We start from the raw sequence: 25,544 nt of genomic DNA on the forward strand, positions 1-25,544 counted from the left end.
ATTTTCACCCTAAAAACGTGATCAGGGTGAAAAAAGGGTTGCATGAAATCATTAGCAGAGTATAGTGCGCATCCACGGACGCGGGGTGGAGCAGCCTGGTAGCTCGTCGGGCTCATAACCCGAAGGTCGTCAGTTCAAATCTGGCCCCCGCAACCAATTAAAATCAGAAGCAGTAACGTTACTCGATGGAAGAGTAATGACGGACGCGGGGTGGAGCAGCCTGGTAGCTCGTCGGGCTCATAACCCGAAGGTCGTCGGTTCAAATCCGGCCCCCGCAACCAATTAAAATCTGATGTAATATTTTTGCAAAGTAGTTCAAATCACAGCAAGGCGGCGACGCAGTGAATCCTTAGGAGCTTACTCCAGTAAGTGACTGAGGTGAACGAGGAAAGCCAACGCAGATGTGGTTTGAAATACGAAGCAAAAAGACGGACGCGGGGTGGAGCAGCCTGGTAGCTCGTCGGGCTCATAACCCGAAGGTCGTCGGTTCAAATCCGGCCCCCGCAACCAACACATTAAACACCTTAACGGGTGTTTTTTTGTATCTGCAATCCGTAAAAAAAGCGCTTTTCAGCGCTTTTTTGTTATCCCCTTCTCGCCAGCGTCGCCCCATCGGCAAAGTAGGCTTTAATCCCCGCCAGAATCGACTCTGCAACTTCCTGCTGGAAGGTCGCCGTTTTGAGTTTGCGCTCTTCCTCAACGTTACTGATAAACGCTGTTTCTACCAGAATGGACGGAATATCCGGCGCTTTTAGCACCGCAAACCCGGCTTGTTCAACCTGGTTCTTATGCAGATTGTTGATTTTACCAAGCTTATTTAATACCGCTTTACCAAACTTCAGGCTGTCGGCGATGGTCAGGGATTGCACCATGTCGAACATAGTATGGTCGACGTAGCGGTCGCCGCTCTTGCTAACGCCACCGATGAGATCCGAGGCGTTCTGGGTTTGCGCCAGATATTTCGCAGCGGTACTGGTTGCGCCTTTGGTCGAGAGCGCAAACACCGACGAACCGCTGGGCTGTCGACTGGTAAAGGCATCGGCGTGAATAGAGACAAACAGGTCTGCGCGCTGCTTCTGCGCTTTTGCCACACGGACTTTAAGCGGAATGAAGATATCTTCATTTCGCGTCATAAAGACCTTCATGTTGCCCTCTTTCTCTATGAGGGCTCGCAGGCGGCGGGCAATCTGCAGCACCACATCCTTTTCACGCGTCTTGTATTTCCCCACCGCACCGGAGTCTTCTCCGCCGTGGCCTGGATCCAACATAATGACAATGGGACGATCGCGCCCCGCTTTACCCGGCTGCGGGCCACTTTGTGCAGGTGGCACCTGTTTATCCAGATCGCCCTTGTTGTAATCTTCCAGCAATGCCAGCAGCGGATCCTGGACATCCTGAGCATTTGCAGGATAGAGGTCCATCACCAGACGTTCTTTAAAGCCCGCCACCGGCGCAAGCGCAAAAAGTTGCGGCTTCACATTCTGTTTCAGCTCGAACACCATCCGCACGGTCTTTGGATCAAACTGGCCTACGCGCGCCGACTTAATATACGGATCGTCAGGACGAATCTGTGCTCCCATACCCTTGAGCACCGAGTTCAAATTAACGTCTTCAATATCCACAACCACACGCTCAGGATTACTCAGGGCAAACTGTTTGTATTTCAGCAGACGGTTAGATTCCACCGTGACGCGGGTATAGCTGGACGCAGGCCAGATACGTACGGCAACGACCTGACTCGCGGCAGCCAAACCAACCTGGCTGACGCTTAAAAGCCACATAGCACCCGCACCTTTCAGTAAACGGCGGCGACTGATTGCTGAGTTGGATCCCGACATGCTTCTCCCGAGCAAAAGAAATCTGTATTGAGTAATACGTAAAACGTCCGAATTGACCGGAAACTTTAGCGAATGACGCATAATCTGTCATCTATAAAAGGGTAAACATTCTTTTTATATTCACGGTATTACTGATAAAAATCTTCAGCATGAGTAAAAATTACGCTTGCGCACAGGACTAAAACAGAATAAAAATACACAAATTACGAATAATCATGCAATGAGGGTGTACCGTGGTGAAGGAGCGTAGAACCGAACTGGTACAGGGATTCCGCCATTCTGTTCCCTATATCAATACCCATCGGGGAAAAACGTTTGTCATTATGCTGGGCGGTGAAGCCATCGAGCATGAAAACTTTTCCAGTATCGTCAATGACATTGGTCTTCTTCATAGCCTCGGCATCCGCCTGGTCGTGGTCTATGGCGCACGCCCGCAGATTGATGCCAATCTTGCGGCGCATCATCATGAGCCGGTGTACCACAAAAACACGCGCGTCACCGATGCGAAAACCCTAGAGCTGGTCAAACAGGCTGCGGGGCTACTTCAGCTTGATATCACCGCCCGCCTGTCGATGAGCCTGAATAATACGCCGTTGCAGGGGGCGCATATCAATGTGGTCAGTGGTAATTTTATTATCTCCCAGCCGCTGGGCGTTGATGACGGCGTAGATTACTGCCATAGCGGGCGTATTCGTCGTATTGATGAAGATGCTATTCACCGCCAGCTGGACAGCGGCGCGATTGTGCTGATGGGCCCGGTCGCCGTTTCCGTCACTGGTGAGAGCTTTAATCTGACGTCAGAAGAGGTCGCCACGCAGCTGGCTATCAAACTGAAGGCAGAGAAAATGATCGGTTTTTGCTCGTCTCAGGGTGTCACCAACGATGATGGCGATATTATTTCCGAGTTGTTTCCTAACGAAGCTCAGGCTCGCGTTGAGTTGCAGGAAGAGAAAGGCGATTACAGCTCCGGTACGGTGCGTTTCCTGCGCGGAGCAGTGAAAGCCTGTCGCAGTGGCGTACGCCGCTGCCATCTGATCAGCTATCAGGAAGATGGCGCCTTGCTGCAGGAACTGTTCTCCCGCGACGGCATCGGGACGCAGATTGTAATGGAAAGCGCCGAGCAGATCCGTCGCGCTACCATTAACGATATCGGCGGGATTCTGGAGCTTATCCGCCCGCTGGAACAGCAAGGTATTCTGGTCCGCCGCTCGCGCGAACAACTGGAAATGGAGATCGACAAATTCACCATTATTCAGCGCGATAACCTGACTATCGCCTGCGCCGCTCTGTACCCTTTCCCGGAAGAGCGGATTGGTGAAATGGCATGCGTGGCTGTGCATCCCGACTACCGTAGTTCGTCCCGCGGGGAAGTGTTGCTGGAGCGGATCGCGGCGCAGGCCCGGCAAATGGGGCTGAGCAAGCTGTTCGTGCTGACCACACGCAGCATTCACTGGTTCCAGGAGCGAGGCTTCACGCCGGTGGATATCGACCTGCTGCCGGAAAGTAAAAAAGAGATGTACAACTATCAACGGCGGTCAAAAGTGCTGATGGCGGATTTAGGGTAGTGATCGTTGCCGGATACGGCATAACTGCCTTATCCGGCCAGCAAATGTTATTGATTAAACAGCGCCGACAATCCGCTGCGTCGTTCAGTGCGGATGGCAATGGCACCACTCAATATCCGCTCATCGGCATACAGCGACAAACGACGACGCGCGCGGGTAACGGCGGTATAGACCAGCTCGCGAGTCACCACAGGTGAATGCTGGTTGGGCAAAATCAACGCCGCGTGGTCAAACTCAGATCCCTGCGATTTATGTACGGTCATTGCCCAGGTGGTTTCATGTTCAGGCAAGCGACTGGGCTGAACCGATTTGATAGAACCGTCCGGCAGCGCAAACCATACCCTCAGACCCTGCCCACGATCGAGGGCAATGCCAATATCACCGTTAAATAATCCCAACGAACTGTCATTGCGCGCGATCATCACTGGCCTTCCCTCATACCAGCGGCTATGCGTCGCACGGTGAATTTTGCGTTTTTGCGCCATCACCTGCTCAATGCGTTCATTCAAACCACTCACGCCAAACGGACCTTCCCGCAGGGCGCACAATAGCTGATACTCATTGAAGGCCTGAATGACAGCATCCGGCTCGGCGCGCTCGCGCAATAAATCCAGATAGTGACCATAACCCGCCAGCGCTTCCTCCAGCATCGCAGAGTAATCTTCGCTGCTGTGCAGAGAGCGTTTTTCGATGTCGCTAAATCCCTGCTGGAAGACCGTTTTTATCGCGGCTTTGTCACCACGATTAATCGCTGCAGCCAACTGACCGATTCCGGAATCGCTACCGAAACGGTAGCTCTTTTGCAGCAGGCACAAACTGTCACGCAGAGCAGCCGCCTGAGTTCCCGAACCGGCCGGAATAGTGGTTTCAGTCAGACGACTAAGCTGGCGGGCACGCTCCGGGGTAAAACCATCACCGACGAAAGCACAGATATCTCCCAGTACTGCCCCCGCTTCAACAGAAGCGAGCTGGTCGCGATCGCCTAGAAATATCACCCGCCCATGTGGCGGCAGCGCATCGATAAGGCGCGACATCATCGGCAAATCGATCATCGAGGCTTCATCCACTACCAGCACGTCCAGATGCAACGGGTTTCCTGCATGATGCCGCAGGCGTTGGCTACCAGGCTGAGCCCCCAATAAGCGGTGCAACGTACTGGCGTCATCGGGAATGCGCTTCTTTTGCTCATCGGTCAGCGGCAGTTCACGCAACGCCGCGCCCAGCGAGGCGGTCAGACGTGCTGCTGCTTTTCCCGTGGGTGCCGCCAGACGAATACGACAGCGTTCACCGTCCGCCATCTGAATCAACGCCGCCAGAAGCCTCGCCACCGTTGTTGTTTTTCCGGTCCCCGGTCCGCCGGAGATAACCGATATACGGCGGGTCAGCGCTACGGCAGCAGCCACTTTTTGCCAGTCAAAGCCTTCAACGGGTGGAAACAGCGCCGCCAGCGTGTGAATCAGCCGTTGTTCATCCACCTCAATGGCGTGGTTAACTTCACCGAAAAAGCGCGCCACCGCGCGTTCGTTATGCCACATCCGGTTCAGATACAAACGATCGCCGTACAGCACCAGCGGCGTCGGCTGATCGCCACGGCTTACCGCCCCGGAGGCCAGCAGGCATTCAGCCCAGTCTTCAGGCTCTCCCGCTTCAGCGAGCCAGGCGCTTAACAGCGGATGCACGTCCTCGCTTCGGGATAGACGCGAAAGCGGTAAGCAGACGTGCCCTTCTCCAGCTTCACGGCTGAGCAACGCCGCTGCCAGTGCAACGGCAGGGTTATCATTTCCGGCAACCGCCAGTGCAAACTGGGCATCCAGAGGCCGGAGCTGCTTTTGCTCAACGGCTTCCAGTAATCGTTTCTGGATTGTCATGACATCTCCTCCAGCGGCACACCGGCAAACAACTCGTCCATCAAGGCGATCAACTCCCCCTCTGGTCGGGTCGCGAAAATTCCCTGCTGCGGATTTTCACGGTCAACACCACGCAGGAAGAGATAGATAACGCCGCCAAAATGGCGTTCATAATCGTAATCAGCAATGCGATGGCGCAAGTAGCGATGCAGCGCGAGGGTATAAAGTTGATACTGCAGGTCGTAGCGATGCGCCTGCATGGCAGAGGCCATCGCCTGCTGTGTATAGGCTGAGCTGTCTTCGCCCAGCCAGTTCGATTTGTAATCGAGCAGGTAATAACGTCCCTGATGGCGGAATACCAGGTCAATGAACCCTTTTAGCATGCCGCGCACCTGCATAAAATCAAGCGCAGGGCACCCTGCCGAGAGCGGATCGTATTGGCGGATCAACGCATCAAGTTGGCTGGCCATCAGGGGCTGCGAAATCGGCAGATAAAACTCCATCTCCACCTGTTTTTCACGCGCGGAAAGCTGACTCAGGCTCACGCCGTTCTCATTGAGAGGCGCCTGCAAAATAGCGTCCAACCATGCGGTCAAAACCGGCGTCCAGTGTGCGTCATAACCACCCAACGCCAATTTTTCTTCGACCCAATCTGGCTCTACTGGTTGGGTAAAGTCGAGATCTTCAAACAAGCTATGCAAGAATGTACCCGGCGAAGCGCCACGCGGGAACTGATGCGGCGTGAGTCCTGATTCTTCAATAACCTCACCGACGCCTGCGGCATCGATATCCAGTCGCGGGATCAGATCCTGCGCAATACCATGTCCACGCTGTTGCAGACCGGAATAACTGGTCACGCGCCAGCTGTCGCCGGGCGTATGCTGCAGTATTTTCGCACTCAGTTCACCGCTGACGTTCTGCGCAACCTGCCAGGGTTCACCGTCAGGCTGTGCTGGCGTCTGGCAGGCAATATCATCGCAGCACAGCGCTTCAATCGCGCCACGCAGACCCGCGGCATCCATCGGTTCGCCTTTTTGCAACAGGCGGCCAAGCGCGCTCTGATGCACATCGGTATCCCCTTTTTTATCGCCCCGACGGCGCACCAACGGCGCAACGCCAAGACTGCAGTGCCATACCGAACGGGTCAGTGCGACATAGAGTAAGCGCAGATCCTCCGCCAGACGTTCCGCTTCGGCCAGCTCAACGCTCTCCGCGGCATCGCTGAGATCCAGCACCGCTTCAAAGGAGCTGCGATCGTGATAGAAAGCCTGATCCTGGACGCGGAAATTGGTGATAAACGGCAGCCAGACCAGCGGATATTCCAACCCTTTCGATTTGTGGATAGTGACGATTTTGACCAAATGCTTGTCGCTTTCGAGCCTGAGCTGCTGACTGGAGGCATTGCTGTCGGGTTCAAGAATATGCTGAGATAGCCAGCGCACCAGCGCATGCTCGCTTTCGAGTTGCGAGCCGGCTTCCTGTAACAGTTCACTGATGTGTAAAATGTCAGTCAGGCGACGTTCGCCCCCCGCCGTCGCCAGCAAGTTTTCCGCAATCTGGCGGGCCGACATCAGCGCGCGCAGCATCGGCATCACGCCGCGTTTATGCCAGATCTGACGATAGCCATCAAACTCTTCAACCACCGCATCCCAGGCATTTTCGTCGTTATTTAACGCTTCAAGATCCTGCGCATTCAGGCCCATCATTGAGGTCGCCAGCGCGCTACGCAGCGTGTTCTCACGCTCCGGTGTCATCACCGCCTGCAGTACCCACAGCAGTTCCTGCGCTTCGAGCGTTTCAAACACGCTGTCACGGTTGGAGAGATAAACAGAGGGAATGGCCAGTTGCGTCAGCGCATCACGGACCAGCGCCGCCTCCTGGCGGCTACGAACCAGTACGCTGATGTCCGAGGCGCGTACCGGCCTGGACGCTTTACTGCTGACCAGTTGCGCAGCCCCAGAATGCCCAGCCTTAAGCCAGTCGCGAATGTGCGTGGCGCACACCTGCGCCATATAGTTCTGATAGTCGCCTACGCCACAGCTTTCCCCTTCCATCAGCCACATACTCATGGCTGGCTGCGTTTCACCGTGTATAACAAACTGAAGCGACTGGTTTTTTTCTGCGAATTTGACCGGGCTGAAGGGGATTTCGCGGAACATAAAGGCGTCATTCATCTGGCTGAAAATCGTATTCACGCTATTGACCATGCCAGGAGCCGAACGCCAGTTAGTATCAAGCGTATAGTGTGCGCTGACTTCGCTACGCGCCTTCATGTAGGTAAAGATATCCGCACCACGAAACGCGTAAATGGCCTGTTTCGGATCGCCAATCAGCAGCAGCAGCGCGGTATCCGGCTGATGTTGCCAGATCCGGCGAAAAATACGGTACTGCTGCGGGTCGGTATCCTGGAATTCATCGATCATCGCGACCGGAAAACGGGTACGAATCGCCGTTGCCAGCGCATCACCACTTTCACTGCGCAGCGCCGCATCCAGACGGCTGAGCATATCGTCAAAACCCAGCTCGCCTCGGCGGCGTTTCTCCTCGGCAACCGCCAAACGGATCTCCGCCAGCGCCCGGGTGATCACCAAATCGCGGAGAGTTAATGGTTCGCTAAGCAGTTCATCAATTGCGACAAACAGCGGGTGCTGAGGCGTTACGCCGCCCGCTTTGGTTCGCTCTTCTAAAAAGCGCTGGGAGAATTTCTCCAGCGCATCAGGCAGTTGATAGCTTTGTGTTTCTTCCTGCGCCCATGCGCTGATCTTTTCGATCCACTTGCCCTGGTTACCGCGATTAAATTTACGCCGGTCAATCCCGGAGGCCTCCAGCAGGCCATCAAGCTCATCAACGGCATCGCGCCATTGCTGCTTAATTTGATTAATACGCGCGAGAATGTGTTCGTGCCGGGTTGCCAGCGTTTCATCATCGGGCGGCGGAGCCTTAATAACCGGCGCTTCCCCTTGCAGATAGCGATCGATATCCCTTAACAGCGCCTGCGGCCCTTTCCACGTTTCAAAAATCACCTGCGCAATATCGCGGGGCAGCGGATAGCAGTGTCGACGCCAGAAATCCGCGCAGGCCTGATAACGCAGTAGTGATTCATCTTCGATCAGCTGTTGTTCAAACAGCATGCCTGATTCAAAGGCGTTGAGGCTGAGCATACGCTGGCAAAAACCATGAATGGTAAACACCGCCGCTTCATCCATCTGCCTTTCAGCCAATAGCAGCCACCGGGCTGACTGTTTTTTATCGGCGATTTCATCTAACAGACGGGCGTATAGCGGGTTGTCAGTGGTTTCACGCAGGCAGGCAATGCGCAGTTCATGGATGTTGCTACGGATACGACCGCGCAACTCTTCAGTAGCCGCCTCGGTGAAGGTGACCACTAACAGTTCTTCGACGGTCAGCGGACGGGGAAAGGCGGCAGAGCCGCCCAGTCCAAGCAGCAAACGTAAATACAGGGCGGCGATGGTAAAGGTTTTACCGGTGCCCGCAGAGGCTTCAATCAGGCGCTCGCCCGTCAGGGGCAAGCGGAGAGGATCAAGGGACTCAGCGGCATCATTCATTCTTATCACTCATCAGGGGTAAGGTTTGCTGCAACGCGCTGACGGTCTGCCACACTTTCCAGCCTTCCGGGTGCACATATTCTGCTTTCCCGTTCTGACTGCCGGAAATCTGTGACAGTATCGCCATGCCTTGCGGCTCAACCACCGCCTGATGGAAGAAGTCGGCAAGTTTTTGCGGCGTCAGCAGTTTAATCTGAGCCACTATTTTATCACGTGAATCGAAGCGCATATTGCCGCGATCAAAATCTTTGCTTAACTGCGAGGCTTCTTCCCCCAGCGTTTGCGGCGCCTGCAGCATTTGCGCAATAATCGCCTGCTGAATTTGCGCGAACTCTTCAGGTTTCATCGCCCGCAATTTCGCTTCCGCCGTCGGGAAAAACGCTTTATAACGCTCCCAAAGGTAAGATGGTTGCTTATCGCTGCTTTGCAACAGGAACCCCATTCCCCACTGACGTCCAACGCTCATCGGGAAAGCAAATACAGCGTAGCCTAATTGCTCTTCAGTACGCAGTTGATTGTAGAACCACGGTTGAACAATCTGCCCTAACATGGCGCTATAGGCTGAACTGGTGTATTCGTCGTAGCCAGTTGGCACAAATACCGCCGCCAGCGCGGAATCCGTGCTGCTGCCCGCTTTTTCAAAGATGACGGACTGCTTCTTGTCTACAACCACATCTTTATTGCGACACCACTGTGACCCGTTAGCGCCAAGCTGTTTTTGGATATCCCGCGCCATGGTCGTCGCCTGAGCTTCGCTCATATTGCCAATGACCAGGAATTCAGGCCGCGCCCCGGTTTTCAAGGCATCGCGATAGGCCATTACCTCTTTCAGGGTGATGGAAGGCAGCAGCTTACGGCGCTCATCGCGTGAGAAGTACGGCACCTGAGAAAGCATCTGTACCGGCATAATAGCCTGATCGTAGGCTTTCCCCTTCTCTGCGGAATCCATCATCTGGGCATACCAGGATTTTGCCTGTTCCAGTTGTTCATCTGTTGAACTGTAGCTGAAATAGCCACTCAGCAGCGCCTGAAAAAGCTGCGGCAAACGTTGGGTGTAGCCGTTAGCATTTAGCATCAAACCATTATTAGCGTTGGTAGAGAAACCAATCCCCCCCACTGATGCCTGGTTGCTTAACTGATCGAGCGCAACGCCCGCCAGGTAATCGTTAAGTGCGAATAATACCTGATTGCGGGCGCTGTCCATCGCTTTCGGGTTACGCAGGATCACGCTGACATCGGCTTTCGGCTCACTGGCAAAATACTGGCTCGGCGCATACACCACGCGTAAATCCGGCTCATCAACGATCAGTTCCGGGTGAGCGTATTTTTTATCCGCCTTAATCAGCGTGAAATCATCAGGAATGTAGGGGTTCAACTCCGGTAATGACAACGCAATGCCTTGCGCTTTTTGCTGCCAGTCGGCAAAGGTTTTGTCGCTGATTTTATCTACCTGATAAGGCGCATCGACAAAGTAAGCCGTTTTATTATGCGGCTCTTTCGCGCTGATATACCAGATACGCGCATTCTGCGGCGTCATCATTGCCAGACGTTGCTCAACGGCCTTCGCATCGTATTGATCGGCAATATTCACCGCATCCAGAGTATGCTCGACGGGAACGCGGATCATGGTGTCTGCCAGCCATTCCACGTAGTCCATATCACGCGTGATGGAAGGATAACGGAAATCGAGATCCAGCACGTGTGCCAGTTCGTCAAAATAGCGTTTGTCTACGCCTTTCTCGCGTAACAGATTGAGATAGCTAAAGATTGCAGCAACAACCTCATCGCGGTTCGCAAGACCTTTGTCGGTTAACGTCGCGGAAATGGCTAACACGCCGCTATTCCCATTGACTACCGGATCGGAGTCCGCACGAATACCTTCTACCAGCCCCTGCTTTTGCAACCAGTCAGACAATGTGCCCGGGCTACGATTGCCAATCAGGTAGGTCACCAGCTCATCGGTTTTACTGCGGAATTGCGCGCTATTGTTATCAATACGAAACTCGACGCGCAGCACTTTACGCGGCATTGCCGGAACATAGTGGATGATGACGCCCTTTTGCGCGTCAGTGACTACCGGTACGGTAATTTCAGGCTTGTCGATATTTCTGTTCGGCACGCGTCCAAAGGTGTCAGCCGCTATCCGCGCCAGCTCTGGCAATGGTTTATTGCTATAAATCACCGCCTTCATCAGGTTCGCGGAGTAGTACTTTTCATGAAATTTTTGTAAAGCCTGCACCACCGGGTTGCCCGGTTTATCGCTTAATGTCTCAAGATTTCCGCCAGAGAAACGCGAGCCAGGGTGCGCCGGGTTAATGGTCTCAGCACTCACCTGCGCCATACGCATCCCGTCTCGGGTACGCGCCAGCGTCAGCTCGGAGTTAACCGCGTTACGCTCGCGATCGGCATATTTTTTATCCAGTAACGGATCGGCAATAGCGTCCGCCAGGCGATCTACCGCCCCCACCAGCGCGTCGTTTTCAACCTCAAGATAGAAAGCCGTACGATAAGGCGCGGTGCTGGCATTATGGCTGCCGCCGTGCATTTTCAGGAATTCAGACAGACTGTCCGGCTGTGGATATTTTTTCGACCCCATTAAACACATGTGTTCGAGATAATGCGCCAGCCCCTGATGATCGTCCGGATCTTCCAGTGAGCCCACGGGGACCACCAGCGCAGAAAGGGATTTCACGGCCTGCGGATCGGATACCAGCAATACGACCATACCGTTATCAAGGCGTACAGCCTGATACTGACGGGTGTCTTTATCGCTTTTACGGATGGTTTCAGCTAAAGGCTGCCAACCGGTATCTGCCTGACTTACGGGAACCCAAAGGGCGACGAACAACAGTAATGCGCTGAACCAGGTGCTGCGGGGCATTCACAAACCTCATCATTAACGTATTCACCTGTTCACTGCAAAACACGTATAAATACGTGATCTGAACAGGGCAAGACTCTGCGCTGAGCAAGTCAGCATCTTCTCTTTGTAAGAATCAGTCCGTGACAGAATGCGCATCATAGTGGAAGCCATTAAATTGCGCAATTTTTATACAACCATCATGACTGATTAAACCGAAAAATCGGTAACAGGTAGTGCTGCGACTGTAAGACAATAGTCTCCAGCGTACCTGCATCCAGTTGACGCCAAAGACGCTGATACCAGATGTCATCGCCTTCGCCACGTACCATCATGTTGCCTTCATAGGCCTGCAGAAACTTACTGCGCGCCTTTTGCAACGTTTCATCGTCATCTAACATGGCATCATTTGCGGCGTCATAACAGGTTTTTATCCATGCGCCTCCGCTTTCCGGCAATACCAGCAACGGTGATGACATGCCTTCCCGATAACCCTCAATGAGTTGCGACAGGTACAGCAGCGCCTGTTCTGCTTCCAGTGGTGGAAAACGCCATTCCCCGTCTTTACGCAGGAATAATCGGCTCTCTCCCGTACCGCCACTCGCACAATAGACAAGATGTTCCAGCCAAAGTTGCACGCCCTGCGCAATGCTGATCAAAGATGGGCGCCAGCGCAACAAACCGTCCTCTTGTACCTGCGGCAACCAACCGGTGATTTGCACGCCGTTACAGGTAAGATCGATTTCCATGCTCTGACAAGGCTGACGACAGGCGATAATGCGTTCAGCCAGCGTCTGCATCTCCTGACGCTGCGTATCCCACAGAATTTCGCCAAATGGCCCATAGGGAAGCACGCCCGCCGCACGAAAACGGCGAAACAGTCGTTCAGCGTCGTTCTCTTCAACCAGTGTATTAAGCAATTGCTGATTAAGCTGATAGCGGGTTAATCCCTCAAGGGTGAAAGGTTCCGTGTCCGGGATCTCACTCTCCTCAGAGCGGAAGTTGACCCTCAGACGCATCTGGAAAAAGGCCCGCACCGGATGAACCCAAAATCGCTGCAGCGTTTCCAGCGTCAGTGTTTCAGGCATCTCAAAGGGAAGAGGCTGAACAAAATCCGTGTGCGCTTTTCCTGACAGGCTCGCCGCAGGTAGCCATTCCCGGGCATAGCTTTGCTGTTCCCCCGGGAGATAGTTTTGCGCGTCGAAGGGCATCCGGGTATGCAAACGAGTAATGTGCGCTTTGACCCTGGCTTCGCTTTCATCACAAGTGAGCGCTTCATCACCCGGTAAATAGTGGCTTTGCCCGATGTAGTCCAGCAACTCCTGCACCAGTACCGACGGGAAGCGTTCGCTGTTGTCCTGAATGGAGCGACCAATGTAGCTGATATAGAGCGTTTGCTGCGCTGAGATCAATGCTTCAAGGAACAGATAGCGGTCATCATCACGACGGCTGCGATCGCCCCGCATCGGTTTTTGACTCATCAAATCAAAGCCCAGCGGCGCAAGCTGGCGCGGATAAACGCCATCGTTCATACCCAGCAGGCACACCACTTTGAACGGAATGGAGCGCATCGGCATCAGCGTACAAATGTTAACGGGACCCGCCAGGAAGCGCTGGCTGATGCGCTCCTGGTCAAGACGCTGCGCCAGCTCATCACGTAACAGAGAGAGCGGTATAGCATCGCCGTACTCGGCCCCTAAACCTTCAGTGATAATAGCCTGCCACTGCTGTTCAATCAGCGTCATCGCCGCTTCGGTATCCGCGTCCGGCAGGAAGAAATCATTAAGCATGTCCCGGCATACGGGCAGCCACTCTTCCAGAGGTCGTTCCTGAGCTAACCCTCTGCGCCAGAGATTTAGCTGCATCAGCAAAGAGGCCAGATGCCCGACCAACTCAGCAATCAAACCGCTGGACTCATCGTAAGGTAATACCGATTGCCACTCGCCCTGCGCACTTTCCATCGCGTAGCCGAGCAGCATACGCGTTAAACCAAATTGCCAGGTATGCTGACCTGTAGGCGGAAGTTCCAGTTCACGCACGTTATCGTCGTCAATTCCCCAGCGAATCCCGGATTCATTGACCCATAAGCGAAGATAGCGCAGCCCTTCTTCATCAATATTGAAACGTGCCGCCAGCACGGGAACATCCAGTAACGCCAGTACATCCTCAGAGACAAAACGGCTATCCGGCAGCGACAGCAGACTGATAAAGGCCTGCAAGACGGGATGAGACTGACGCGCCCGACGGTCAGAAATCGCATATGGCAGGTAACGCTCGGCTGGCGCACTACCAAAGACCGATTGAATGAATGGACTGTAGCTGTCGATATCCGCCACCATCACGATAATATCGCGCGGCGTCAGCGTTGGATCCGCTTCCAGCATTGCCAGCAGGCGGTCATGAAGAACTTCCACCTCGCGCTGTGGGCTATGGCAGACATGAAAAGTCACGCTGGTATCGTTCAGATCCAGCCTTCGTTTATTGTCGCTACGGGAATATTCCTCCAGCGTAACGCCCGCCACAGCATAGTTTTCGAGTTCCAGAATATCCGATTGAATATTATGCAAAAGATTGTCAGGAGTAATGTCGACAAACGCATCCAGTTCCTGACTATTTTCCAGTTCTGCAAGCAGGTATATGTAGTCGCGCCCCAGTTTGCCCCACGAAGCCAGCATCGGGTTGCCCACGTCCTGCTCACCATCGCTATTGAATAATCCTTCGACTTTCTCACTATCACGAAACAGCGGCAGGTGCCGTTCTTCAAAACTGTGTCGACGCTGACGTGCCACCAGCTTCGCCAGCCAGGCAGGATCTTTAATATCTCCCCAGTAGTAGCGACAAGGGTTGGTAAACAGCAGATGAATATCAATGTGCTTACCCAGCGCCTGCAGTGCCTGCAAATAAACCGGCGGCAACGCCGAAATGCCGCAAATAAATACGCGAGAAGGCAGCCCCTGGGGGCACTCGGACGCACTTTCCAGAGTCTGAATAAATCGTTGGTATAAATTGGCACGATGCCAGCGCGGCTGGCCCATTTCCTCGGTATATTCTACCAGCGCTTTCCACAACGGCGCCTGCCAGTCCTGAGACTCGCCAAGTCCTTCAACCCGTCTTCCAGCCTCCCACTGGGTCAACCAGTCAGGGCGGTAAACTAAATACTGGTCGAAAAGGTCAGCCGCGCGTGAGGAGAGCTGAAACAGCTTACGTTTATCAGTATCGTCCGTCAGATAGTGGCGCAGCAATGCAAAGTCATCGCCATCCAGCAATTGCGGTAACAGCGTCATCAACTTCCAGCTCATGCTCTGCTTGCTGAACGCGCTCTCTTTCGGGATGTCTGGTAGCACACGCACAAACATATCCCAGATAAAACTCGCGGGCAGCGGAAAATCGATGTTGGCGGCAATACTAAACTTCTGTGCAAGAGTCATTTGCAGCCACTGCGCCATGCCGGTGCTTTGAACCAGGATCATCTCAGGTTCAAAGGGGTCGTCCAGCCGCTCGCGCTCAACGATAAATTCCATTAACGCTTCAAGCACATCCAGACGATTGGAGTGGTAGACCCTTAACATAGCGACTCCTGACTACTGACGATTCGGGCAATGCAGACGCATCATCTGACCCTGCCTGCCCAAGGGTGAAGATATTTTAACGTTGATGCTGACACATCCCGCTCGCGTTGTCTGCATTCGGTTAACCTGCCAGTTCACAGGCGATGAAAACTGATACAACTGGGTTTGCTGCCAGGCGTGACGCCAGAGTTGTTGATACTGATTTCTGATGATAAAGCTGTTCATCAGTGCTCGCTGGTATCCCGACAACGCAGTAACAATCATAATCATCAGCGCCATTGCCAGCATCACTTCCGGCAGGCTAAAGCCACGCTGCCTGTTCAGGGGATCTGGCATAACGCTTGATCCTTTAGTGGACAAAAATCGCTCCAGCCATGCGCTAAAAATTCGAGGTTGCCCTCGGTGACAATACCCTGACGCCATAGCGATCCCCCTTCATGATGGGCAATGAGCAGCACGAAATTAATGCTCAGCAGTCGCAGGCAAACTACGGCATCTTGCGTGATATAGCGCCGACACTGCACGGCTTGTTGTATGCTCCAGGGCTGCATACGTCCCCATTCCATAGCAGATTGCAGCACCGCCTGGCGCTGCAAAGCCTGACTTTGCGTGGCCACTCGTGAAGCAAAACTGGCCTCCTGTCTGTTAACGCCTTGCAGCAGTAGGCTACCGAGCACCAGCAGCAACAGGACCATCCCCAGGGATGAAACGCCTCGCTCACGATTCACAGGTTAAATCCTGTCACGCTGTAGACTGCTTCGATAACCTTTTGTGGTTCGCCGTTACTCACTCCGCGCAAACGCAGAGTAAGGAGTGGTGAATATCCGCTGAGATTCAGCCGTTCAACCTGAAATGCTTCAATCTGTATCGTGGCTGGATCGGTCATTTTCTCCCACCCTTTTCCATTACATCCAGTTGCTCCTCGCAAGGTCTCCAGCACCTTGTCCTGTAAACGAAATCCGATTACATCGGCCTCTTTCGCGGGACTGCCCTCCCAAACGCCGTTGCTGTTGGCATCCCAGCGAGCAATAACGCAGTCGCCCTTCGCCGATATCACCAACCCATCTCCGACACAGTTTCCCCGGCAATACCCTGCCCGTTGAAGGTGCTTCGCTACGGTGTAGACCCGTTGCCATATTTCATCTTCCAGCGCTAACAGGCGTGTGTTGCGCAGAATCTCTTGCTGCAGTGCCGGTAAAAATCGTACTGAACTAAGCAGTAAAATGCTGCTAATCGCCATGGCGATTAGCACTTCCAGCAGAGAAAAACCTCGTTCGCTTACTGACATAATCTGGCCTCATCGCGCTCACAAAGCCTGATCCGCCCCCAGCCAGACACCACCACGCGCCATTCTCCTGCCGCATTTTTCAGGCGAATATGTCCGGTCCATGCCGTATTGCGCAGGCCAAAAAAGGCCAGTGAAGGGGTTATCTCTGCCATTTCAACATCGTCCCACAATGGCGTAAAAACCAAAGACGAAACAGGTCGACACGTGGTTTGCAAAGCCGCAGAGCTGACAAAACACCAGGATGTGCCATCCCGAACCACGCTGATGACATGATCTCGGTTACGCCAGTTAGCATCGTCACGCAGTTGCAGCAGGTAATCTCTTACCTGGCTGGCGGTTTGCCACAGTCGCTGTTGCTGCTGCCAGCCCTGCCAACCATACAGCCCCGATGCACCAAGCGCCGCGACGATCAGCATCGCTATCAGGGTTCCAAGAAGTGTGTAGCCTTGTTGTTTTTTCATGCCGCCAGTATGGCGTGAGGAAAATGAATAACGAGCGGGAAATTCGGTTTCTACGGCAAGCTACGGGAAATATTTGTCGCGTTGCAGGCCGTTGCACTATTTCAGGAATCTACGCCGAAGAACGTGATTTTAGATAAAAAAAACCGACGCTTACGGGCGTCGGTTGTGTCAGCATGAAGCTGGTTAGATAGCCACCGGCGCTTTAATACCCGGGTGCGGATCGTAGCCTTCAATTTCGAAGTCTTCGAAGCGATAGTCAAAGATGGATTCAGGCTTACGTTTGATGACCAGCTTCGGCAGCGCGCGCGGTTCGCGGCTAAGCTGCAGATGCGTTTGTTCCATGTGATTGCTGTACAGATGCGTGTCGCCGCCGGTCCAGACAAAATCACCGACTTCCAGATCGCACTGCTGCGCCATCATGTGCACCAGCAAGGCGTAGCTGGCAATGTTAAACGGCAGGCCGAGGAACACATCGCACGAACGCTGATACAGCTGGCAAGAGAGCTTGCCATCCGCCACATAGAACTGGAAGAAAGCATGGCACGGCGCCAGCGCCATCTTATCCAGCTCACCAACATTCCATGCGGAAACGATGATACGCCGAGAATCCGGGTCATTTTTGAGCTGGTTTAACACCGTAGTGATCTGGTCAATATGGCGGCCGTCGGGTGTAGGCCATGCGCGCCACTGTTTACCATAAACCGGACCTAAATTACCGTTTTCATCCGCCCATTCGTCCCAGATGGAGACATTGTTTTCATGCAGGTAGGCCACGTTAGTGTCGCCCTGCAAAAACCACAACAGCTCATGAATAATAGAGCGTAAATGGCAGCGTTTAGTCGTAACCAGCGGGAACCCTTCCTGCAGATTAAAACGCATCTGATGACCAAAAATGGAAAGCGTTCCGGTTCCGGTGCGGTCGTTTTTCTGTGTGCCTTCATCCAGCACTTTTTGCATCAGTTCTAAATACTGTTTCATGGTTCCTCAGGAAACGTGTTGCTGTGGGCTACGGCGATACGCCCAAACCATCATAATAATGCCTGCGACAATCATCGGGATTGAGAGAATCTGCCCCATGCTGATGTACTGTACCCAGGTGCCGGTAAACTGCGCATCCGGCTGGCGGAAGAATTCAACGATGATACGAAATGCGCCATAGCCAATCAGGAACAGACCGGATACCGAGCCCATTGGGCGCGGTTTGCGAATGTACAGGTTAAGAATGATAAACAGCACCACCCCTTCCAGCGCCATCTCATAAAGCTGTGAGGCGTGGCGCGGCAACGAGCCATAGGTATCAAAAATAGACTGCCATTGCGGATTAGTTTGCAGCAGTAAAATATCTTCGGTGCGAGAGCCAGGGAACAGCATGGCGTACTTGAAGTTCGGGTCAACGCGTCCCCACAGTTCACCGTTAATAAAGTTGCCCAAACGCCCTGCGCCCAGGCCAAACGGAATCAGTGGGGCAATGAAATCAGAAACCTGGAAGAACGAACGCTTGGTGCGTTTGGCGAAGATAATCATCACCAGGATCACACCGATAAGCCCACCGTGGAAGGACATCCCACCATCCCAGACACGGAACAGATACAGCGGGTTATCAAGGAATAACGGGAAGTTATAGAACAGTACATAGCCAATACGCCCACCGAGGAAAACCCCGAGGAAGCCGGCATACAATAAGTTTTCTACTTCATTTTTGGTCCAGCCACTGCCCGGACGATTAGCGCGGCGCGTCGCCAGCCACATCGCAAAAATAAAGCCCACCAGATACATCAAGCCGTACCAGTGAAGCGCGACGGGTCCGATTGAGAAAATGACCGGATCGAAATCCGGAAAATGCAGATAGCTACTGGTCATCTGTCACCACAAGTTCTTGTTATTTCGCTGAAGTCAGACAGCAATTGATAAGCGCGCCTGCATGATTCAGGCGCTCCAAAGGTGCGAATGATAGCACAAGGGGATCGCAGCGGATGCCGGGAAGATGTAAAAGATCTGTATAAGTAATCTTTACCCCCGTAATGCCTGATAGCGCTAAGCTTATCAGGCTTACAATCCTCCGCGAATCAGCCCCCCCATGCCACGGCGCTCCATAAAGGCCGCCACCTGATGGCGTACTTCTGTCGCCATCTGCGCTTCCAGGCTGCGCTGCGCCAGCGTTTGCGCCTCATCAAAATCGATGTGGCGCAGCAGATATTTAACGCGAGCCACCGAACGACCGTTCATCGACAAATGGCGAAAACCCAGGCCGATCAGAATGGCCACGCACATCGGGTCGCCCGCCATTTCACCGCACAAGCGCAAATCAATGCCGCTTCTTTCGGCTTCCTGTGCAATCATCGCCAGCGCGCGTAACATTCCCGGATGCAGACTGTCATAAATGCTGGCTACCCGCGTATTGTTACGATCGACAGCCAGAATGTACTGGGTGAGATCGTTGGTTCCGACCGAGATAAAATCGATCCGGTTTGTCAGATGCGGCAGCATGAACACCATCGACGGAACTTCCAGCATGATGCCAATGCGCGGTTTCGGGATCGCATAGCCGATCATCTCTTCCACTTCGCGTCCGGCGCGTTCAATCAAACGTCGCGCTTCGTCGACTTCATCAATGCTGGTTACCATCGGCAACAAAATGCTTAGGTTGCCGGTTGCCGCGTTGGCACGCAGCATCGCTCGAACCTGGATCAAAAAGATCTCCGGTTGATCGAGCGTGATGCGGATCCCACGCCAACCGAGGCACGGGTTTTCTTCACTGATCGGCATGTAGGGCAGTTGCTTGTCGGCACCGACATCCAGCGTACGCAGGGTCACCGGCTTGTCGTTAAACATTTGCAGCATGCCCTGATACTGCGCAACCTGTTCTTCTTCTGAAGGAAAACCGCTTTGCAGCATGAACGGAATTTCGGTGCGATACAGGCCAATACCGTCGATCCGGCTACCCAGCTTCTCTTCATGCTCCGGGCTGAGACCCGCATTGAGCATCACCTTCACGCGCTCGCCGCTTTTTAACTGTGCAGGTTGGTTGACGTCGTCTTCCGCCAGGCGGCTCAGTTCAACTTCTTCACTGATAAGACGCTGGTATTCCTGGATCAATACCGGTTCCGGATCGACCAGCAGTTCACCGCGATAACCGTCCACCACCAACGTACGGCGATGCAACACCGACGGCTGGATATCGGCCCCCATGACGGTAGGGATACCCAGCGCGCGAACCATAATTGCCGCATGAGAGTTGGCTGCGCCATCCCGGACAACCACGCCGACTAAACGGTCCTGAGGAAGTTCCGCCAGCGTGGTGGCGGAAAGCTCATCCGCCACCAGCACAAAGCGTTCCGGCCAGGCATTCGGTCCCTGGACTGAATCGTCAAGATGGAACAGCAGACGCTGGCCCAGCGCGCGTAAATCACCGGCGCGCTCTTTAAGATAGTTATCGCTCAGCGCGGCGAACTGTTCGGCAAACTTTTCGATGATCGTTTTAACGGCCCATTCGGCCACCGAGCCATTATCCACTTCCGCAAATAGCTCTCGGCGCAAACGGGTATCGGAAAGCAGGTGCGAGTAGAGATCAAAGATCGCCGCCGTTTCTTTCTGCGCCCCGGCGGTAAAGCGTTTGCTGTAGCGGCGGAATTCGTTCGCCGCTTCCTCCAGCGCACCGGTGAGTCGCTCGCGCTCAAGCACCGGATCCAGCGTTGAAGCCTGATAGACCTGCTCCATCAGCGGCAGCGTCGCGTCCTGCCAGCCTTCGGCTATCGCCACGCCGGGGGCGGCAGGCAATGCACGAATGCGCGTTTGCCGATATTGACCGAACAGCGCATTTAGCTGCGATTGCGAAAGAATAGCCGCCATTTGCGTGGCGAGCGTGACGAGGAAAGACTCTTCACTTTCATCGTACTGGCGCAATTCGCGCTGCTGTACCACCAAAACGCCTAAAAGCTGGCGGCGCTGAATGATCGGTACACCTAAGAACGCCCGAAAACGCTCTTCTTTTACCGAAGGAATGTATTTAAAGCTGGGATGTTTTTGCGCATCAGCGAGGTTGATAGGTTCCGCCAGCCTGCCAACCAGGCCAACGATACCTTCATCAAACGCGAGTGCGACAGTGCGACCACGCGGTTTTTTTAGTCCCCGGGTCGCCATGAGGTAATAACAACGTCGATCGTGGTCAGCCAGATAAACCGAACAGACCTCTGTATCCATCGCAAGACAGATGTCAGTAACCAGAATATTCAGCGCTTCATTCAGACGCGGAGCACTGGCCACCTTTTCGACTATTTCGCGCAGGCGGGTGAGCATAATTTGCGTAGCTTAACCTCTTTTACGTCTGTACGCAGGTGCGCTTTGCGGCTTAGGAGTGCTCTCCTGAAGCGCCATGACAACACTTGCGAATTCTTTCATCACCCTGCGATAGACATCGCGTTTAAATGACACCACCTGTCGAACCGGATACCAGTAACTCACCCAGCGCCAGCCGTCGAACTCAGGTGTACTGCTGGTTTGCATATTAATTTCAGCATCGCTGCTGACCAATTGCAGAAGAAACCATTTTTGTTTCTGGCCGATACAAACCGGCTTCGTGTCCCAACGCACCAAACGTTTCGGTAACTTGTAACGCAACCAGTTACGAGTAGAAGCAAGGATCCGTACATCTTTACGGCTGAGCCCCACTTCTTCAAAGAGTTCCCGGTACATCGCCTGCTCTGCTGTCTCTCCTGCGTTTATCCCACCTTGCGGGAATTGCCAGGAGTGCTGACCAAATCGCCGGGCCCACATGACCTGCCCCTGGCGGTTACAAATTACTATCCCTACATTCGGGCGGTAGCCATCGTCATCAATCACCGGACTACCTCAACATAAACCTTATATACAAACGATTGTTTCACACTCCTGAGGGGCGGTAAACCACTCTGTTAAGGGTGCGATATTCTAATAACAATTGAATAACTCACAGTTAAGGGCAGAGTTATAAACAGAAGAAGGGCAACGAAGGCGATTTTATTCACCTTTTCTGTGGATATAGTTGTGAAGAAGTACGGAATTACTATGGGAAAACCCAGAACAGTCCGAATAAGACATTCGTCACAGAGTAAAAATAGTCTTCTATATTCATCAAGTTAAAACCATTCATCGCAAATAAACGCATGGAAATGTGACATGCATCACGCACACGATCTTCAGGCTGATGAAAGATCGACCAGCGTCGGTTTTATCCACAGATTATGCCAATAAGTTAGGCACAATTTGTGTGAAAATTCGATTTTCGTCGCACGTCAAGGCTGTAAATTGAAACAGTAGTAGGGGTTTTTCACAGTTATCCCATCTTTCTGTGGATAACATGGTGTAAGATCCTGTTCATTGTCAGTGACCAGAATTGGAAAACCCGCTTCGCTGTTGCGCAACTCTGCGCAAGTGAATTTAAAAACCAATATAAATCATAGAATTGAATAAAGCATGTGGAAAAAGATAAACTCTATCCACACGGTATAAAATCATTGCTCATTTTTTCACCTAAGGGTCATCCCGATGTCAGAACTGCATCCGTTGCTTTCTCCACCTGAATCTGAAGCCCAATTGCTGAGCCAGGCGCGGCAGCTTTCAGGCTACACGTTGGGAGAGTTGGCGGCGATGGCGGGGCTCGTCACGCCAAAGGATCTTAAGCGCGATAAAGGCTGGATTGGCGTGCTACTGGAAATCTGGCTCGGCGCCAGCGCGGGCAGTAAACCGGAACAGGACTTCGCAGCGCTGGGCGTGGAGTTGAAGACAATCCCTGTGGACAATCTTGGCAGACCGCTGGAAACCACCTTTGTGTGCGTTGCGCCATTAACCGGCAATACCGGCGTCACCTGGGAAACCAGCCATGTGCGGCACAAACTTAAACGCGTCTTGTGGATCCCGGTAGAAGGCGAACGCAGCATCCCGCTGGCTGAGCGCCGCGTCGGTTCTCCCCTGCTATGGAGCCCGAGCGAAGAGGAAGACCAGCAATTGCGTCTGGACTGGGAAGAGTTAATGGACATGATTGTGCTAGGCCACGTCGAACGCATCACCGCTCGCCATGGGGAAGTACTGCAACTGCGTCCTAAGGCCGCTAACGCCCGGGCGCTTACCGAGGCCATTGGCGCCCATGGCGAACCCATCCTGACCCTGCCCCGCGGTTTTTACTTGAAAAAGAACTTCACCCACGCATTGCTTGAGCGACATTTCTTATTCCAGGCGCAATAGCCTCCTCCGGCCTTTCACCCGCTGCGTTACGGGCCTATAATTACCGCTTCTTTTTTTTGGCAGGACTTTGTTCGATGTTATTTGCATGGATAACCGATCCTAACGCCTGGCTTGCGCTCGGTACGCTGACGCTGCTGGAGATCGTTCTTGGGATCGACAATATTATTTTCCTCTCTCTGGTTGTAGCTAAACTCCCGACAGCGCAACGCAATCATGCCCGACGTATTGGGCTTGCAGCGGCGATGATCATGCGTCTGGCACTGCTGGCCTCTATCGCCTGGGTAACGCGGCTGACAAACCCGTTATTCGAAGTGTTTGGTGAGGAGATATCCGCACGCGACCTGATCCTTCTACTGGGGGGATTGTTCCTGATCTGGAAAGCCAGTAAGGAGATCCACGAATCCATTGAAGGTGAGGAAGAGGGGCTGAAAACCCGCGTATCTTCTTTCCTGGGCGCAATTGTGCAGATCATGTTGTTAGACATTATCTTCAGCCTGGATTCCGTAATTACTGCGGTTGGCCTGTCTGACCATCTGTTTATTATGATGGCGGCGGTGGTGATTGCCGTAGGTGTAATGATGTTTGCTGCACGTCCGATTGGCGAGTTTGTCGATCGACACCCTTCGGTGAAAATGCTGGCACTCTCGTTCCTGATTCTGGTCGGTTTTACGCTAATTCTGGAAAGTTTCGACGTCCACGTTCCGAAAGGATATATCTATTTCGCCATGTTCTTCTCTATCGCGGTAGAGACCCTGAACCTGTGGCGTAATAAAAAAAATCCGCTCTGATAAAATTCATCGCTCCCCGCAAGGGGAGCGAATGCCCACCACACCTACCTCTTCTCACAGTTTAAGATTTTACTGCTTTCACCCTGCACAACTTCGCGTTATTACTAAACTATTGAAAGACGCAGGCCATGTGAGGATAAGCAGATGAAAAAATGGGCAGTTTTGATTTCCGCCGTAGGACTGGCTTTTGCCGTTTCCGGATGCAGCAGCGATTATGTAATGGCGACAAAAGATGGTCGAATGATCCTGACCGATGGAAAACCAGAAATTGACGATGATACCGGTCTGGTGAGCTATCACGACCAGCAGGGCAATGCGATGCAGATTAACCGCGATGATGTGTCTCAAATCATTGAACGCTGATGGTTGAGGTCAGCAGCGCGCTGGCCTTAACAATTTTACTTCCCTTTTTCTCTTCCCTCAGCCATTTTTATAATCCTTATGTCGTGATTATAAAAAGGAAACGGCTATGCAATATCACCGTATACCCCACAGCTCGCTGGAAGTCAGTACACTGGGGCTGGGCACAATGACGTTTGGTGAACAAAACAGCGAAGCCGACGCCCATGCACAGCTCGATTATGCCGTCGCTCAAGGCATAAATTTGATCGACGTTGCCGAGATGTATCCGGTTCCGCCGCGTCCTGAAACCCAGGGTCTTACTGAAACATACGTAGGTAACTGGCTTGCCAAACATGGCAGCCGTGAAAAGCTGATTGTGGCTTCTAAGGTCAGTGGACCATCACGTAACAACGACAGCGGCATTCGCCCGAATCAGGCGCTGGATCGTAAAAATATCCGTGAAGCGCTGCACGACAGCCTGAAAAGGCTGCAAACCGATTATCTGGATCTGTATCAGGTTCACTGGCCACAGCGCCCGACCAACTGCTTTGGTAAGTTAGGCTACAGTTGGACGGACTCCGCCCCGGTCGTTTCCCTGCTGGACACGCTGGATGCATTGTCAGAGTTTCAGCGTGCCGGGAAAATTCGCTACATCGGCGTGTCCAATGAAACCGCGTTTGGCGTAATGCGCTATCTGCACCTGGCGGACAAACACGATCTGCCGCGTATCGTCACCATCCAGAACCCCTACAGCCTGCTGAACCGCAGCTTTGAGGTTGGACTGGCGGAAGTGAGCCAGTATGAAGGCGTTGAACTGCTGGCATACTCTTGTCTGGGCTTCGGTACGTTAACCGGTAAATACCTGAACGGCGCGAAACCTGCCGGCGCACGCAATACGTTGTTTAGCCGCTTCACACGCTACAGCGGCGAGCAAACGCAAAAAGCCGTCGCTGCCTACGTCGATATCGCGAAACGCCATAATCTGGATCCTGCGCAAATGGCGCTGGCATTCGTGCGGCGTCAGCCGTTTGTCGCCAGCACCCTGCTGGGCGCCACGACGATGGAGCAGCTAAAAACCAACGTTGAAAGTCTACATCTGGAGTTGAGCGAAGAGGTATTGGCAGAGATTGAAGCGGTGCATCAGGTGTATACCTATCCTGCACCGTGATGATGTGTACCTGATGGCGCTGCGCTTATCCGG

18 protein-coding genes and 3 tRNA genes are annotated in these 25,544 nt (G+C 53.3%); 8 read left to right on the forward strand and 13 right to left on the reverse strand.

From position 1 onward, the window contains the following. Positions 1 to 79 precede the first annotated feature (79 nt). The 3 genes from On2M_RS19325 to On2M_RS19335 all read left to right on the forward strand — a co-directional run bounded on the left by On2M_RS19325 (position 80) and on the right by On2M_RS19335 (position 510). Positions 80 to 156, forward strand: a tRNA-Met gene (locus On2M_RS19325). A gap of 48 nt (positions 157 to 204) precedes the next feature. Beyond that, positions 205 to 281, forward strand: a tRNA-Met gene (locus On2M_RS19330). A gap of 152 nt (positions 282 to 433) precedes the next feature. Beyond that, a tRNA-Met gene (locus On2M_RS19335) sits at positions 434 to 510 on the forward strand. Between the two features lie 74 nt (positions 511 to 584). Here the strand turns inward: On2M_RS19335 and amiC are convergent. Next, the gene (gene amiC, locus On2M_RS19340; RefSeq protein ID WP_032937467.1) at positions 585 to 1,838 is read right to left on the reverse strand and encodes an N-acetylmuramoyl-L-alanine amidase AmiC; all 1,254 of its coding nucleotides are present in this window, start codon (positions 1,836 to 1,838) and stop codon (positions 585 to 587) included. Between the two features lie 233 nt (positions 1,839 to 2,071). On the opposite strand from amiC, the gene argA reads away from it, so the two are divergent. Next, entirely contained in the window at positions 2,072 to 3,403 is a 1,332-nt protein-coding gene (gene argA, locus On2M_RS19345; RefSeq protein WP_008785703.1) for an amino-acid N-acetyltransferase, read from the forward strand. A gap of 47 nt (positions 3,404 to 3,450) precedes the next feature. Here the strand turns inward: argA and recD are convergent, their stop codons facing one another. From recD to rppH, 12 genes are all read right to left on the reverse strand, one after another. After that, the gene (recD, locus tag On2M_RS19350; RefSeq protein ID WP_210905326.1) at positions 3,451 to 5,271 is read right to left on the reverse strand and encodes an exodeoxyribonuclease V subunit alpha; all 1,821 of its coding nucleotides are present in this window, start codon (positions 5,269 to 5,271) and stop codon (positions 3,451 to 3,453) included. Further along, positions 5,268 to 8,816 carry an exodeoxyribonuclease V subunit beta gene (gene recB / locus On2M_RS19355; RefSeq protein ID WP_210905327.1) on the reverse strand — a complete coding sequence of 1,183 codons (3,549 nt, stop codon included), beginning with the start codon at positions 8,814 to 8,816 and terminating at the stop codon, positions 5,268 to 5,270. Before recB ends, recD begins: the two co-directional genes overlap by 4 nt. Continuing rightward, the gene (gene ptrA, locus On2M_RS19360; protein ID WP_187258942.1) at positions 8,809 to 11,697 is read right to left on the reverse strand and encodes a pitrilysin; all 2,889 of its coding nucleotides are present in this window, start codon (positions 11,695 to 11,697) and stop codon (positions 8,809 to 8,811) included. The genes recB and ptrA overlap by 8 nt, the downstream gene beginning before the upstream one ends. A 179-nt stretch (positions 11,698 to 11,876) precedes the next feature. Next, a complete protein-coding gene (recC, locus tag On2M_RS19365; RefSeq protein WP_210905328.1) occupies positions 11,877 to 15,245 on the reverse strand; it encodes an exodeoxyribonuclease V subunit gamma in 3,369 nt (1,122 codons plus the stop codon). 12 nt (positions 15,246 to 15,257) lie between these two features. Then, positions 15,258 to 15,581 (reverse strand): prepilin-type N-terminal cleavage/methylation domain-containing protein, encoded by a 324-nt coding sequence (locus On2M_RS19370; protein ID WP_151218282.1) that lies wholly within the window; start codon positions 15,579 to 15,581, stop codon positions 15,258 to 15,260. Beyond that, positions 15,566 to 15,973, reverse strand: coding sequence for a DUF2509 family protein (locus On2M_RS19375; protein WP_151218283.1), 408 nt, complete (start codon positions 15,971 to 15,973; stop codon positions 15,566 to 15,568). Before On2M_RS19375 ends, On2M_RS19370 begins: the two co-directional genes overlap by 16 nt. Further along, positions 15,970 to 16,533: a prepilin peptidase-dependent protein gene (locus On2M_RS19380; protein WP_210905329.1), complete on the reverse strand. Its 564-nt coding sequence runs from the start codon at positions 16,531 to 16,533 to the stop codon at positions 15,970 to 15,972. Before On2M_RS19380 ends, On2M_RS19375 begins: the two co-directional genes overlap by 4 nt. Further along, a complete protein-coding gene (locus tag On2M_RS19385) occupies positions 16,524 to 16,994 on the reverse strand; it encodes a prepilin peptidase-dependent protein (RefSeq protein WP_210905330.1) in 471 nt (156 codons plus the stop codon). The genes On2M_RS19380 and On2M_RS19385 overlap by 10 nt, the downstream gene beginning before the upstream one ends. A gap of 183 nt (positions 16,995 to 17,177) precedes the next feature. Then, positions 17,178 to 17,972 carry a thymidylate synthase gene (gene thyA / locus On2M_RS19390; protein ID WP_151218286.1) on the reverse strand — a complete coding sequence of 265 codons (795 nt, stop codon included), beginning with the start codon at positions 17,970 to 17,972 and terminating at the stop codon, positions 17,178 to 17,180. A gap of 6 nt (positions 17,973 to 17,978) precedes the next feature. Continuing rightward, positions 17,979 to 18,854 carry a prolipoprotein diacylglyceryl transferase gene (gene lgt / locus On2M_RS19395; protein WP_003825606.1) on the reverse strand — a complete coding sequence of 292 codons (876 nt, stop codon included), beginning with the start codon at positions 18,852 to 18,854 and terminating at the stop codon, positions 17,979 to 17,981. A 189-nt stretch (positions 18,855 to 19,043) separates the two neighbouring features. Further along, on the reverse strand, positions 19,044 to 21,290 hold the full coding sequence (gene ptsP / locus On2M_RS19400; RefSeq protein ID WP_151218287.1) for a phosphoenolpyruvate--protein phosphotransferase: 2,247 nt from the start codon (positions 21,288 to 21,290) through the stop codon (positions 19,044 to 19,046). Positions 21,291 to 21,302: 12 nt separating this feature from the next. Further along, positions 21,303 to 21,833, reverse strand: coding sequence for an RNA pyrophosphohydrolase (gene rppH / locus On2M_RS19405; RefSeq protein ID WP_003825602.1), 531 nt, complete (start codon positions 21,831 to 21,833; stop codon positions 21,303 to 21,305). 684 nt (positions 21,834 to 22,517) lie between these two features. On the opposite strand from rppH, the gene mutH reads away from it, so the two are divergent. The 4 genes from mutH to On2M_RS19425 all read left to right on the forward strand — a co-directional run bounded on the left by mutH (position 22,518) and on the right by On2M_RS19425 (position 25,511). Further along, complete coding sequence (gene mutH, locus On2M_RS19410; RefSeq protein ID WP_210905331.1) at positions 22,518 to 23,213, forward strand: DNA mismatch repair endonuclease MutH; 696 nt, start codon at positions 22,518 to 22,520, stop codon at positions 23,211 to 23,213. A gap of 74 nt (positions 23,214 to 23,287) precedes the next feature. After that, positions 23,288 to 24,001, forward strand: a complete 714-nt coding sequence (locus On2M_RS19415) for a TerC family protein (protein WP_187253148.1) — start codon at positions 23,288 to 23,290, stop codon at positions 23,999 to 24,001. A gap of 144 nt (positions 24,002 to 24,145) precedes the next feature. Further along, entirely contained in the window at positions 24,146 to 24,364 is a 219-nt protein-coding gene (gene ygdR / locus On2M_RS19420; RefSeq protein ID WP_000758660.1) for a lipoprotein YgdR, read from the forward strand. Positions 24,365 to 24,470: 106 nt separating this feature from the next. Continuing rightward, positions 24,471 to 25,511, forward strand: a complete 1,041-nt coding sequence (locus On2M_RS19425; protein WP_151224285.1) for an NADP(H)-dependent aldo-keto reductase — start codon at positions 24,471 to 24,473, stop codon at positions 25,509 to 25,511. Positions 25,512 to 25,544 lie beyond the last annotated feature (33 nt).

Origin of the sequence: Citrobacter sp. On2M (assembly GCF_018035235.1) — a bacterium.
Lineage (GTDB): Bacteria > Pseudomonadota > Gammaproteobacteria > Enterobacterales > Enterobacteriaceae > Citrobacter > Citrobacter meridianamericanus.

Excerpts from the sequence above, each read along its gene's own strand:
- On2M_RS19370 (WP_151218282.1), bottom strand. The coding sequence starts at position 15,581 with ATGCCAGATCCCCTGAACAGGCAGCGTGGCTTTAGCCTGCCGGAAGTG.
- lgt (WP_003825606.1), bottom strand. The coding sequence starts at position 18,854 with ATGACCAGTAGCTATCTGCATTTTCCGGATTTCGATCCGGTCATTTTC.
- recB (WP_210905327.1), bottom strand. The coding sequence starts at position 8,816 with ATGAATGATGCCGCTGAGTCCCTTGATCCTCTCCGCTTGCCCCTGACG.
- ygdR (WP_000758660.1), top strand. The coding sequence starts at position 24,146 with ATGAAAAAATGGGCAGTTTTGATTTCCGCCGTAGGACTGGCTTTTGCC.
- mutH (WP_210905331.1), top strand. The coding sequence starts at position 22,518 with ATGTCAGAACTGCATCCGTTGCTTTCTCCACCTGAATCTGAAGCCCAA.
- thyA (WP_151218286.1), bottom strand. The coding sequence starts at position 17,972 with ATGAAACAGTATTTAGAACTGATGCAAAAAGTGCTGGATGAAGGCACA.
- ptrA (WP_187258942.1), bottom strand. The coding sequence starts at position 11,697 with ATGCCCCGCAGCACCTGGTTCAGCGCATTACTGTTGTTCGTCGCCCTT.
- amiC (WP_032937467.1), bottom strand. The coding sequence starts at position 1,838 with ATGTCGGGATCCAACTCAGCAATCAGTCGCCGCCGTTTACTGAAAGGT.
- ptsP (WP_151218287.1), bottom strand. The coding sequence starts at position 21,290 with ATGCTCACCCGCCTGCGCGAAATAGTCGAAAAGGTGGCCAGTGCTCCG.
- On2M_RS19385 (WP_210905330.1), bottom strand. The coding sequence starts at position 16,994 with ATGAAAAAACAACAAGGCTACACACTTCTTGGAACCCTGATAGCGATG.
- On2M_RS19380 (WP_210905329.1), bottom strand. The coding sequence starts at position 16,533 with ATGTCAGTAAGCGAACGAGGTTTTTCTCTGCTGGAAGTGCTAATCGCC.
- On2M_RS19425 (WP_151224285.1), top strand. The coding sequence starts at position 24,471 with ATGCAATATCACCGTATACCCCACAGCTCGCTGGAAGTCAGTACACTG.
- recD (WP_210905326.1), bottom strand. The coding sequence starts at position 5,271 with ATGACAATCCAGAAACGATTACTGGAAGCCGTTGAGCAAAAGCAGCTC.
- On2M_RS19415 (WP_187253148.1), top strand. The coding sequence starts at position 23,288 with ATGTTATTTGCATGGATAACCGATCCTAACGCCTGGCTTGCGCTCGGT.
- recC (WP_210905328.1), bottom strand. The coding sequence starts at position 15,245 with ATGTTAAGGGTCTACCACTCCAATCGTCTGGATGTGCTTGAAGCGTTA.